This window comes from Pseudomonas sp. EGD-AK9 (assembly GCF_000465935.2).
Taxonomy (GTDB): Bacteria; Pseudomonadota; Gammaproteobacteria; order Pseudomonadales; family Pseudomonadaceae; genus Aquipseudomonas.
On sequence record NZ_AVOF01000029.1, the window covers coordinates 1 to 12315 of the forward strand.

The 12315-nt window shown below is 66.1% G+C and carries 11 protein-coding genes and 1 pseudogene; 1 reads left to right on the top strand and 11 read right to left on the bottom strand.

Features of this window, described 5'->3' with window-relative positions; genetic code table 11:
- The 4 genes and pseudogenes from N878_RS01255 to msbA all read right to left on the bottom strand — a co-directional run.
- Positions 1 to 198 (bottom strand): annotated as a pseudogene (locus N878_RS01255) (bifunctional heptose 7-phosphate kinase/heptose 1-phosphate adenyltransferase); the annotation flags it as partial.
- 46 nt (positions 199 to 244) lie between these two features.
- Positions 245 to 1681, bottom strand: a complete 1437-nt coding sequence (locus N878_RS01260; protein WP_021441866.1) for a PIG-L deacetylase family protein — start codon at positions 1679 to 1681, stop codon at positions 245 to 247.
- Between the two features lie 4 nt (positions 1682 to 1685).
- On the bottom strand, positions 1686 to 2582 hold the full coding sequence (locus tag N878_RS01265) for a GNAT family N-acetyltransferase (RefSeq protein WP_021441867.1): 897 nt from the start codon (positions 2580 to 2582) through the stop codon (positions 1686 to 1688).
- A complete protein-coding gene (gene msbA / locus N878_RS01270; protein ID WP_031302547.1) occupies positions 2582 to 4408 on the bottom strand; it encodes a lipid A export permease/ATP-binding protein MsbA in 1827 nt (608 codons plus the stop codon). Before msbA ends, N878_RS01265 begins: the two co-directional genes overlap by 1 nt.
- 32 nt (positions 4409 to 4440) lie before the next feature.
- Here msbA and N878_RS01275 point away from each other — a divergent pair, with 32 nt between their 5' ends.
- Positions 4441 to 5061, top strand: a complete 621-nt coding sequence (locus N878_RS01275) for a lipopolysaccharide kinase InaA family protein (RefSeq protein WP_031302548.1) — start codon at positions 4441 to 4443, stop codon at positions 5059 to 5061.
- Positions 5062 to 5066: 5 nt separating this feature from the next.
- Here N878_RS01275 and N878_RS01280 read toward each other — a convergent pair whose 3' ends face one another.
- The 7 genes from N878_RS01280 to N878_RS01310 form a co-directional block, all read right to left on the bottom strand.
- Positions 5067 to 6242 (bottom strand): O-antigen ligase family protein, encoded by a 1176-nt coding sequence (locus N878_RS01280; RefSeq protein ID WP_256217924.1) that lies wholly within the window; start codon positions 6240 to 6242, stop codon positions 5067 to 5069.
- 12 nt (positions 6243 to 6254) lie between these two features.
- Positions 6255 to 7262, bottom strand: coding sequence for a glycosyltransferase (locus tag N878_RS01285; protein WP_021441871.1), 1008 nt, complete (start codon positions 7260 to 7262; stop codon positions 6255 to 6257).
- Positions 7249 to 8127 (bottom strand): glycosyltransferase family A protein, encoded by an 879-nt coding sequence (locus N878_RS01290; RefSeq protein WP_021441872.1) that lies wholly within the window; start codon positions 8125 to 8127, stop codon positions 7249 to 7251. Before N878_RS01290 ends, N878_RS01285 begins: the two co-directional genes overlap by 14 nt.
- A gap of 9 nt (positions 8128 to 8136) precedes the next feature.
- Complete coding sequence (locus N878_RS01295) at positions 8137 to 9093, bottom strand: glycosyltransferase (protein ID WP_021441873.1); 957 nt, start codon at positions 9091 to 9093, stop codon at positions 8137 to 8139.
- Positions 9090 to 9998 carry a glycosyltransferase gene (locus N878_RS01300; RefSeq protein WP_021441874.1) on the bottom strand — a complete coding sequence of 303 codons (909 nt, stop codon included), beginning with the start codon at positions 9996 to 9998 and terminating at the stop codon, positions 9090 to 9092. Before N878_RS01300 ends, N878_RS01295 begins: the two co-directional genes overlap by 4 nt.
- A complete protein-coding gene (locus N878_RS01305) occupies positions 9988 to 11745 on the bottom strand; it encodes a carbamoyltransferase (protein ID WP_021441875.1) in 1758 nt (585 codons plus the stop codon). Before N878_RS01305 ends, N878_RS01300 begins: the two co-directional genes overlap by 11 nt.
- Before the next feature lie 12 nt (positions 11746 to 11757).
- Positions 11758 to 12315 (bottom strand): lipopolysaccharide kinase InaA family protein (locus N878_RS01310; RefSeq protein WP_021441876.1); only part of this gene is annotated, 558 nt, incomplete at its 5' end.

The window sequence follows — 12315 nt, forward strand, 5'->3', positions numbered from 1 at the left end:
CGGCGCGCCGAGCGCGGCGATGTTCAGCGCGACGTTGGCCGCGCCGCCCGGGCGATCCTCGATCTGCTCCACGCGCACCACCGGCACCGGCGCCTCCGGCGAGATGCGCGAGGTGCCGCCATGCCAGTAGCGGTCGAGCATGACGTCGCCCACCACCAGGACGGGGGCTTGATCGTAACGGGGCAGGGTCAGCTTCATGGTGGCTCCGGAGCGTCGAAAACGCCGCGGATCATAACATAGCCGCTCAGTCGGCCCGCGACTCCCGCACACCGGCGCGACGCACCCAGAACAGCTCGTGACGACGCACCGCCTTGCGGAAGAAATCGTCCTGCCCCACCTCCGGCCAGCGCCGCCCGACCAGCAGCCACTGGATGAGCCGGCGCAGGCGCTTCTTCAGCGGCAGGGGGGTCTGCAGGTCGTGCTGCATGGCCAGGGCCTGGGTCTTGTCCAGCCGTGCCCCCGCATCCAGCAGCGGGCTCCACAGGCCGTCCGCCGGCAGGGGTTGCTGACGCGGCGGCAGCGCCACGCCGGCGCCGACCGGGCCCATGGGCCAGCGATCGTTGTCATAGAGGTGATTGGCGTACAGCAGGCGCACCTCGGGGCACCAGCCGGCGAGCGCGACGGCCTCGTCCAGCGCCCGGCTGGCCTGGATATGGTCGGGATGGGGATCCAGTTCCGGGTGGGGCAGCACCACCACCTCGGGGCGAAATCGCTTGAGCAACGCCGCGAGGTCGCCCACCAGGTTGTGCCAGCTGGGCATGCCGTCGACATCGCCCGGCAGCGCCAGGGGGTTGAACCGGCGCACGCTGCGGATGTCCGACTCGCCGGACTCCAGCGACGGGAAGGCCCGGTGCGGCTCGGCGCGCATGGCTGTCAGTTGCAGGCAGTAATACCCCAGCTGCACGCAGCGACTCGCCGGCACGCCGCCCCAGAGCGGCACGCTGAGGCTGCTCCAACTGCGCAGACGGCCCTTGAGGCGAGCGGCAGCCGCCTTGTCGAGCCCCATGCGGCGATAATGCTGGGCCTCGACCTCGCCCTGGGTGAGGGTGACGATGCTGACCTCCGCACTGCGGCTGTAGAGGCCGAAGGCGGCGAGTTCGGCATCGTCGGCATGGGGGGCGATGATCATCAGGCGACGCGCGGCATAGTCCGGATTGCTGAAGGCATACAGGCTGACCTCCGCGCCCAGTCGGCAGAAGCGTCCGCGCAACTGCACGCGCCCCTCCCGGAGAGCCGGCAGCAGACCGGACAGGTTGAGGTAGCGACAGCCTCGCACGCCGCGCTCGAAGTCCTGACGATCGCAGGGCTGGCCGTCGCGAATCAGTACATGGGGATCCAGCCAGCGACCCAGCCAGGTGCTGCGCACCTGCACCGCGAGGATCAGGGTGTCGGCCTCGGCCGGCAGCTGGGCGAGGTCCAGCTGCAGCCGCCCCTTTTCCAGACGGCCGGCCAACTGCGGCGCCGAGTCGGGGAAGGCGTAGCGATAGTCTTCGCGCGGCGAATAGAAGAGGTGGTCGGCGAACCAGGCCTCGTGGGCGATCCAGGCCAGCACCAGAAACACCGGCAGGCTGTTCCAGCCGGCAAACCAGTCCAGCGCCACCAGCACCAGCAGCGCCGCGACCATGAACAGGCGCTTGCCGCGCCGGTGACGGCGCAGCAGTTGTTGTTTGCGTGTATCCATTCACTCACACCCTAAAGGTGGCAACCCTGTTGCACCAACGATCCTTGTAGTCCCGATCGGCCCGCCCGAACGAGTAACGCAATACCTTGCCCCGCGCCCGCGCGTCCGCCCAGGCAGCCTGGGTGTTGATGAAGCTGAGGACGCTGCCGGGACTGAGGTGCTGAGCCCGAGGGTCGACACCGCCATTGATGTACTCGTAGCTGATCCAGTCTGCCGATTCGGCCCTGTACAGCACCTGAACGGCCACCGGAAAACCGTCCAGCATCAACAGCGATCCCTGGAGGAATTCCCGCATCAGACCGAAGACCTCGGCCAGCCTCGGCTTGCCCGGCACCTCGAAGCCCCAGCGGCGCTCGAACAGCTCGCCGTAGATGGCCGCCAGCTCGGCAGGGGTGAACTCCGCCACCGCCCGCACCACGCCGCCCGCCTCCTCGAACAGGCGCAATTCGCGCCGCTGGTTGTAACGAAACTTCTTCGACCACTCCTCCGGCGCCCGCGCCATGGCCAGCTGCTCCTGCTGCGGCCGCAGGCCACTGAAGCCATGCCGGTTCAACTCGGAAAGGTAGGCGACCTCATGCCGCAACGGCACCCCCGCGTTCGGCGCGACCGGCAGGATCACCTCGGCATTGCCCAGGTCGAAGAGATTGCGCAGCCCCCGGCGCTTCAACACTCGCCGCGACAACGCCAGGTGCCGTCCCCAGGTGGGGATCGCCGCCCTGAGCTCGCCGTCGACGCAATGCCCGAGGTAGCGCACCGGCACGCCCGCCAGCCCGGCCAGGCGGGCGACGACCTGCGGCTGGGTGATGACGCTGCCGCCGAAACGGGCCCAGGCCGCGGCATAGCCGGCCGCATCGATGGGCGTCCAACCGCGCTCGCGCCAGCTGCGCAAATGGTTGAGCATCAGGCGTCCTGTTCGGCGGCGACGACCTCGCCCCCCTCCTCGAACTGACGGGCGTGCAGGCGCGCATAGTAGCCATTGCGCGCCAGCAGCTCGGCGTGGCTGCCGCGCTCGACGATCTGCCCCTGGTCCATCACCAGGATCAGGTCGGCCTTCTCGATGGTGGACAGGCGGTGGGCGATCACCAGGGTGGTGCGGCCCTGCATCACCTTATCCAGCGCGGCCTGGATATGCCGCTCGGACTCGGTGTCGAGTGCCGAGGTGGCCTCGTCGAGCACCAGCAGCGGCGCGTCCTTGAGCAAGGCGCGGGCGATGGCCAGGCGCTGGCGCTGGCCGCCGGAAAGCAGCACGCCGTTCTCGCCGACCAGGGTGTCGTAGCCCTGCGGCATCTTCGCGATGAACTCGGCGGCGTAGGCATCGGCGGCGGCCTGCTTGACCGCCTCCAGCGGCGCGCCGGCCAGGTCGCCATAGGCGATGTTGTTGCGCACCGTGTCGTTGAACAGGGTGACGTGCTGGGTCACCAGGGCGATATGCCGGCGCAGGTTGCGCAGGCTGTAGTCCTCGACATCGACCCCGTCGAGGAGGATCTGCCCCTGCTCATGGTGGTAGAAGCGCGGAATCAGGTTGGCCAGGGTCGACTTGCCGCTGCCGGAGCGCCCCACCAGGGCGATCATCTGTCCCGGCTCGGCCGTGAAACTGACGTCGACGAGCACGGCCTTTTCGCTGCCGGGATAGCTGAAGCTCAGGTTGCGCACCTCGAGACGGCCACCGACCCGCTCGCGCTCGACGCTGCCACGATCAACCTCGGGCGCCTCGTCGAGCTGCTGGAAGATGCTCTCGGCGCCGGCCAGGCCCTTCTGGATGGTCGAGCTTACCTCCGAGAGCTGACGGATCGGCTTGGGCAGCAGGCCGGCCAGGGTGATGTAGGCCACCAGATCGCCGGCCGAGGCATCGCCGCGCATGAACAGCACCAGGAACATCAGCACCGCCATGGCGCTGTAGATCACCAGTTGCAGCATCGGCGTGTAGATGGCACCGGTCTTGGTCATGCGCAACTGCTTGCGGGTGTTGTCGCTGGAGGCGAAGCGAAAGCGCTGCGACTCGTAGGGCTCGCCACCGAAGCTGCGCACCACGCGATAACCCTGGATGGTCTCGGAGGCGACGTGAGTGACGTCGCCCATGGCCACCTGGATCTTCTTGCTCTGCTTGCGAAATTTTTTGCTGGCGCTGCTGACCATCAGGCCGATCACCGGCAGGATCGCCAGCATCACCAGGGTCAGCTTCCAGTTCATCAGCAGCAGGGTGGTGAACAGGAACACCACCGTCATGCCTTCGCGGATCACCACCTTGATCGCGTCGGTGGCCGCGCCGGTGACCATGGTCACGTTGAAGGTGATGCGCGAGATCAGATGCCCGGAGTTGTGGTTGTCGAAGTAGCGGTTGGGCAGCACCAGCAACTTGTCGAACAGCTCCACGCGCAGGTCATGCACCAGCCCCAGGGAGACCTTGGCCAGGAAATAGTTGCCCAGGTAGGAGCCGATGCCCTGCCACAGCGCGATCAGCACGATCAGCAGCGGCACCGTCTGCAGCAGCTTCAAGTGGGCGAGGAAGGGAATCTCCGACAGGTAGGGGACGCTGGCGAAAAAGCTGGCCTCGGGATTCGACAGACCGTCGACGAAGTATTTGAGGATGTAACCCAGCATGGGCTGGGTCGAGGCGAAGATCAGAAAACCCAGAATACTGAGCAGGAAGAACCCCAAGTAGGGCCTGACATAGCGCAGCAACCGCAGATAAACCAGAAGATCCGATTGCCGGTTAGAATTGGCCACTCTCGATCCCTTTAGATAATCAGAGAAAATTGATGCGGATTGTACCAGCGAACGAATTACAGCAGTGGCTCGAACAGGGCGCGGTGCTGGAGCAGGACGGCCGCGGGCCCAAGGTACTGCGCCAGCCGGATGGACGCCTGCTGAAGATCTTCCGGCCGCGCCGTCGCCTGTGGTTTGCCCGCCTACGTCCCGCGGCGCAGCGCTTCGCCAGCAACGCCGAGCGCCTGAGTGGCTGCCAGATCGCGACCCCCGAGATCAGCGAATGCCTGTGGCTCGACCGCGACCAGGCCGTCAGCGCCTGCCTCTATTCGCCCCTGCCCGGGCGCTCGCTGGACCAGCTGTACCGCCAGCAACGCCAGGAGTTCGATGCGCTGCTGCCGGCCCTGGCCGAATTCATCCACGACCTGCACCGGCGCGGCATCTACTTCCGCTCGCTGCATCTGGGCAACATCCTGCAGTTGCCCGATGGCGGCTTCGGCCTGATTGACTTTCTGGACATGCGCTTCAAGCGCGGGCCGCTGAGCAGCCGACTGGCGCGACGCAACCTGGAACACCTCAGAGGCTACCTGCGGCGCAACCACATCGAAGACTTCCCCTGGCAGCGCCTGCTGCAGGCCTACGGGCAACAGCTCGCAGCCGACAGCAAAGGTTGATGGCGCTAAGGCGCCGGTGACTGCTCGGCCGACCTGGCCCGCAGGTCGATCGCCAGCGCCAGCGCGATGGGCAGCCAGGTCACGAACCAGATGGGCGCAGGCTTCACCCAAGGCGCCGTACCGTCCGTCAGCACCACCAGTCCCGAGTACAACCACAGGGTGACGAGCGCACTGCCGAGGGCCGTTTGACGCGCCCTGAACGCTCGCCATCCGGCCCAGAGCCAGAGCCCCGCCCACAGCAGCAAGCCCAGCAGCCCGAAACGGATACCGACGTCGAGGAACATGTTATGCGGGTGGCGGGAGCTGAACTTCAGCGTAGCGGCCTGGACCCAGTACTCCTTGAAGCCCAAGCCATGCTCCCAGTTCGAGAGCAGCAGGTTGAAACCCTCCCACCAGAGCTCGGGCCGGTACGACAAGCCCCGACTCAACAGGAAAGTGGGCTTGAGCCATAGCACGACGGCGAGCAGTACGATGGAGACCAGGGCCATCGCATACACGGTGCGGTTGCGCGAGAGGACACTGGCGCCGACGAAGGCCATCGCCAGACAGAGCCACACCCAGCGGCTCTGGTTGAAATACAGGAACAGGCCATAGCAGGCCAAGGCCAGCAGCACCGCACCCAGTTTCCACGGCGTGCGCCTGCCCGCCAGCCCCAGCATGGCGGTCAGGATCACCAGCGCGCCGCAGGCTTGCGCGGCCGGAATCACCACCCGCCAAAGCCCCATCGACACCACCCGCTCGCCATAGTGGTGGCCGTCGATCCAGTAGAAGTCGATCCACGACCAGCCAGCCCCCAACCCTCCGAGCAGGCCGCACAGCAGCAGGAAGTCGGCAAAGCGCGCCTTCAGGTGCAGGGCACAGAGCACGACGCCCAGCAGGCTGAAAGCTATATAGAAGGGCAACTTGAGTTCGCGAAGGCCATCCTGCCCTTCGAGCGTCAGCGCCACGACGAGCCAGTACCAGACGGACAGCGCCAGATACAGCCAGACGAACGTGCCAGGGACTGGCGGGTACTGCTTTCTCAGGACCAGAAAATGAACGAACGCCGGCACCCAGAGCAACAGGATGATCAGCCGGTGGTAATAGGAATTGCTGGGCAAAAGCCACGGCCCGCACAGGAAGCAAGCCAGACCGAGGATGGTCAGCCAGGCAAGCCAGTTGCCCAGACGCTCTCTACTCATGGAAAACAAACATCACCGCCTTACAGACAAGTACTTGAGCAACACCCGCAGATACGCCGCGAGGCAATTAATTCGGCCGAACTGCTCGGCGATAAGCGACAACTCACGAAAATCCAGCAACCCCGCGCCGCGGATGCGCGCCTGCAGCGCCTTGCGCTGAGCCTTGAGCAGGCGTTTGCGCTCCCGCCGCGACAGACGCTGCAGCTCCTTGTCGAGCAGCACCTGCAAGCGCTCGTCGCCTTCTCCGCGCAGCCCCAGCGCTTCCTGGCGAACCTTTTCGTAGACCCTGCACTTGTAGTCGGAAAAATCCAGCGTCTGGGTGGCGCTGCCTTTATGGACCCGGGTCAGCGCCAGCACCTGCGGATCGTCCAGAAATGCCAGGTGGGCGCCGCGCAGGATGCAGCGCAACCAGTAATCCCAATCCTCGAGCGCACGCATCTCGGTGTCGAAGTCGCCGACCCGATCGACCAGAGACCTGCGCACCATCGCCGCGTGAATGGCCATGTTGTTGCCCCTGAGGAACACCGGGAGCGCGACATCGTATCGGCCATCGATCGCCACCGCCCACTCCTGCTTAGAGGAGAGATCGAGCTTGGTGAACAGGCGGTTCTCATCGCCATCCAGGAAATAGCGAAAGCGCGAGTAAGAAATATCGACATGCGGGCTGTTCTGGAAATGCTCGACATGGGCTGCCAGCTTGTTCGCCGTGAGCAGGTCATCGGCGTCGAGGAACAGCAGGTACTCGCCGCGGGCATGGCGGATTCCGGTATTTTTGGCCGCAGAGGTGCCGCCGTTCGGCTGGTGGACATAGACGATCCTCGAATCCTCGCCCAGCAACCGCGCCGCGACTTTGTCCGTGTCGTCCGTCGAGCCGTCGTCGACGATTATGGCCTCCCAGTCCGCCCAGGATTGCGCCTGCAGACTGGCAATCGTCTGCCCCAGAAAGCGCGCGTAGTTGTAGCTCGGAATGACCACCGAAACCTTCGGCGCCCCTCCCCTCTCCACGTCAGCCGCGACCATGGAGCATCCGCGCCAGGCCACGCAGCGTTTTCCAGCGCCAGAAGCGCGGCGGAATCTCGCGCAACAGGGCCCAGGCCAGGGCGCGGTCGCTGCGCGCGCACTTGAGCAGCATCGAGTTGCGAAAACGTGCGCAGACCTCCGGGTAGGCCGGGTGGTCGCTGAAACGGGCATAGGTCTTCAGCACGTTGTCGACCATGAAGCGGTAGTTCTTGTAGGTGTTGCTGTCATGCACCCGGTAGAGCGCCAGGGGCTCGCCGAGAATATCGATGAAGTAGCCGGCATGGGTGATCTTCAGCTCGATCATCAGGTCCTCGAGACGCACCTCGGGCTCGAAGCCGCCGACCCGCTCCAGCGCCTCACGACGGAACAGCAAGGTGGGCGCCGGCGCGCCCGGCTTGCGGTCCATGAACACATCCTCGAAGTCCAGCCGCCGCAGCGGCAGCGCGCGCGGCTTGGCGCCGGGCCTGCCGTCGGCGTCGATGGTCTGGATAGCGCCGGCGCAAATGCCCACTTCGGGCTTGTCGGCCATATAGGCCACCTGGGTGGCGATACGCTGCGGCAACATGATGTCGTCGGAGCCGAAGGGGGCGATCAGGCTGCCCCTGGCCCGCTCGATGGTCTCGTTCAGGGTGCGCGAGAGGCCCTTGTTGGCCTGCACGCGAAAGTCGAAGCCATGCACCTTCTGCAGCGCCTCGATGCGCGCCACGCTGTCGTCGCGGGAGCCGTCGTCCACCACCAGCAGCTCGATGTTCGGGTAGCTCTGCTGCAGCACGCTCTCGATGCTCGCCTGGATATAAGGGGCATGGTTGTATGAGGCGATGATCACGCTGACCAGCGGCTGCGAGGAATCACTCGTGGACGTCATGGTGGCTACTCAAAAGAAATTGAAGCGCGCGCGCAAGGCCTGCCAGGCGGAGACTTTGCCCGCCTCGGGCCAGGCTTGCTGCAACACGTCGAACAGGTGCTCGGCCAGGTGCATATGGCTCATATGCGCCTCGACGAAGCGGCGCCCCTGCTCGGCGATGGCCTCGGCCCGCACCGGATCGCCACGCATCTCGGCGAGGTGCCCGCGCAACTCGTCGAGGTCGGAATACAGCAGCAGGTGGACGCCATCCTGCAGGCCGATGGCCGCCTCCTCGCTACCCTGGCGCCAGGCCAGGAGCACGCAGCCGCAGGCCATCGCCTCGAAGTTCTTGGCCATGTACTCGCCGAGCCCGACATCGGCGCTGACGAAGTAGCGGATGCGGTTGAGCATCTCGCGATAGGGCTGTCCCGGCGCGGTGCGCAGCAGCTGCAGCGGCTCTTGCGCCGCCAGCCGCTCCAGCAGTTCCTTGCGCTCGCCGTAAGCGGCGCTGGCGGTACGCCCGACGAAACCCAGCTCGATATCCCGCGCGCGCCCCTCGCAGTAGATGGTGCGCGGATCGTAGCCCTTGGCGAGGAAATGCACGTTGAACCCCTCGCCGCGCAGGCGTTCGGCGACGCTGGCGCCGGTCACCACGATGCGGGCGTTGGGCAGGCCGCGGTAGCAGCGACTGAAGCGCCCGCGCCAACGGGAAGCGGCCAGGTAGTTCTGGCAGGCGTCTTCCTCGTAGATCAACAGCCCGGGGATCTGCCGCAAGAAGGCGGTCTGGCGGCGGATGTTCTTGAAGTGCAGGTCCAGCAACACGCGGTCATAACGCCCCAGATCGAGGCCGCGCAGATAGCGGCGCAGGTCGCGTTGCTCGTTCTTGCCGAGGATGCGCAAGTCGAGGTCGACCAGCTGCCCGAGCCGTTCATGGACGCAGGACAGATCCGGCTCGCGCCCCGCACCGCTGAGCGCCAGCACCTTCATGGGGTTCGGCTCAACCACAGACGGATGGCCTTGCGGGTGTAGGACCACTTCAACGCCACCCGCCAATCCGTGCGCAGCGCCTCGCGGTAGTAGCCGCGCGCCTGGTCGCGGTCGCCGGCCAACAGGCAGGTGCGAAACAGCGACAGGCAACGCTGGGCGCGGTAGGCGGGCTTGAGCGCTTGCAGGTCGGCCGGCAGCTGACGGAAGACCTCGTCCACCAGGGCCAGGCCGACGCGGCGTGCCGCTTCGGCGTTATGCCGCAGGCTGTCGGGATGCTTGTGGATGCGCGCCAGCATCAGGTCGAGCACCGCCACCCGAGGCTGGCTCAGGCAGTAGGCGAACACCGGGATGTCCTCGCTGTGCCGCAGGTGCTCGGGGTACGGCCGCTGCAGCAGCAATTCGCGGCGGAACAGGCAGGCGCCGTGACTGAGGGCGATGCGCTTGTCCAGCAGGTAGCCCCGCAAGCGCGGCAAGACGTCGGCGGGAACGGCACTGGCAGGATGCTCGCGCTCACGGCCATCGGGCTGCACCGCCACATGCCCGGCCAGCCACAGGTCCACCTCGGGCTGGGCGCGCAGGCGTTCGCAGAGGCCAGGCAGTACCCCGGGCACCAGCTCGTCGTCGGCGTCGAGCAGCAGCACATGGCGCCCCCGCGCCAGTTGCACGCCCTTGTTGCGGGCCGCGGAGGGGCCGGCGTTGTCCTGGCGCACGCCCTGAAAGGCGGCGCCATGGCGCTGGCTCAGGCGGGCGAACAGCGCCGGCGTGTCGTCGCTGGAGCCATCGTCCACCACCCAGAGTTCGACCTCGGGGGTGGCCTGGGACAGCACCGAGTCGACGGCGCGCGACAGCACGCCGGCATAGTTGTAACTGGGGATGACGACGCTAAGCAGCGGCTCAGCCGACATTGTCGTACCAGTCCTTGCCATCCTTGACCACCAAGACGTCTTCCATGATCAGGTACTGCAGGTCCGAGCCGTAGAACATGTTCAACGCGTCGGTCGGCGAGCAGATCATCGGCTCGCCGCGGCGGTTGAGCGAGGTGTTCAGCGACACGCCGTTGCCGGTGAGCTGCTCCAGCTGCAGCATCAGGTCGTACCAGCGCGGGTTGTACTCGCGCTTGAGCACCTGGGCGCGCGAGGTGCCGTCCTCGTGCACCACTTCGCCGACGCGCTCCTTCCAGCCCTCGTTGACCTCGAAGGTGAAGGTCATGAACGGGCTCGGATGGTCGACCTTGAGCATCTGCGGCGCGACGGTGTCGAGCATCGACGGGCAGAAGGGGCGCCAGCGCTCGCGGAACTTGATCTGTTCGTTGATGCGGTCGGCCACCCCCGGCACGCTCGGGCAGCCGATGATGGAGCGGCCGCCGAGGGCGCGCGGACCGAACTCCATGCGGCCCTGGAACCAGGCCACCGGGTTGCCGTCGACCATGATCCTGGCGATGCGCTCAGGCACGTTGTAGATCTGCTTGAATACCGGCTTGCTCGGATGCCGCGCGCAGGCGGCGATCACGTCCTCGTTGGAGTAGGCCGGGCCGAGGTAGACGTGCTCCATCTTCTCCACCGGCACGCCACGCTGGTGCGAGACGTAGGCGGCGGCGCCGACCGCGGTGCCGGCATCGCCGGAGGCCGGCTGGACGAACAGTTCCTTGACGTCGTCGCGGGCGATGATCTTCTGGTTCAGCTTGACGTTCAGCGCGCAGCCGCCGGCGAAGGCGATCTTGCCGGTTTCCTTGAGGATGTCGCCGAGGTAGTGCTCCATCATCTGCAGCGCCAGCTTCTCGAACAGCGCCTGCATGCTGGCGGCGTAGTGGATATAGGGATCGTCGGCGATGTCGCCCTGACGCTTGGGCCCCAGCCACTCGATCAGCTTCTTGGAGAAGTAGTAGCCCTTGCCGTTTTCCTTGTAGCGACGCAGGCCGATGACGTTGGCGTAGTCGGTGTTGATCACCAGCTCGCCGTTCTCGAACTTGGCCAGACGGGAGAAATCGTACTTGCCGGCATCGCCGTAGGGCGCCATGCCCATGACCTTGAACTCGCCGTCGAGCATCTCGAAGCCGAGGAACTCGGTGATCGCGCCGTACAGGCCGCCGAGGGAATCCGGGTCGTAGAACTCCTTGATCTTGTGGATCTTGCCGTTCTCGCCGTAGCCGAAGAAGGTGGTGGCGTACTCGCCCTTGCCGTCGATGCCGAGGATCGCGGTCTTCTCCTTGAAACCCGAGCAGTGGTAGGCGCTGGCGGCGTGGGCCAGGTGGTGCTCGACCGGCTCGATCTTGATCTTCTTCGGATCGAAGCCCAGCTGCTCCAGGCACCAGACGATCTTCTTGCGGTAGCGCTTGTAGCGGCGGTTGCCCATCAGCAATGCGTCGAGGGCGCGATCCGGGGCATACCAGTAGCGCTTGGCGTAGTGCCAGCGGGCCTTGCCGAACAGGCTGATGGGGGCGAAGGGAATGGCCACCACGTCGACGTCGGACGGCTTGATGCCGGCCTGCTCCAGGCAGAACTTGGCCGATTCGTAGGGCATGCGGTTCTTCGCGTGCTTGTCGCGCACGAAGCGCTCCTCTTCCACCGCCGCGATCAGCTTGCCGTCGATGTACAGCGCGGCGGACGGATCGTGACTGAGGGCGCCGGACAGGCCGAGAATGGTCAGTGCCACAGGTTTGAGCCTCTAATTCGGGCAGGTGCCGGGCACCTGCGGTAAACGTTGGTCGAGCAACCGGTGCAGGGCGGAGTCCGCCGGCCAGTTGCGCAGAAAACGGGCGCGGTCGCGGGCATAGGCCCGGGCGAAGCCGCGCGCACTGCGATGCTGCTGCATGGCATCCAGATCGATAAGAGACCAGTGCCCCGAGGCATCATCCCGCTCTTCAATCCAAAGCAGGTTGTGCCCCTTGAAATCGCCATGGCTGATGCGTTCGCGCAGCAAGGCGGCGAACAGGCGATCGAGCGCCAGCAGCTCGGTTTCCGGGGGCGATCCCTGCAGATGCGCCTGAAAACGCGCGATTATATCCTGCCCGCCGCAATATTCGGTAATCAGGTAGGCGCGCCCGCGCAGCCAGCACCAGCGTCGCTCCAGCACCGCCAGCGGGCGCGGCGTGGCGATGCCGAGCAGCTCCAGGCGATGGCCTTCGCGCCAGCTGTGCCAGGCCCGGCTGGGCCGCCAGAAGCGCCGCAGCCAGTGCCCCAGCCCCTTGAGGTTGTAGCGCTTGACCACCAGGGCGCTGGTCAG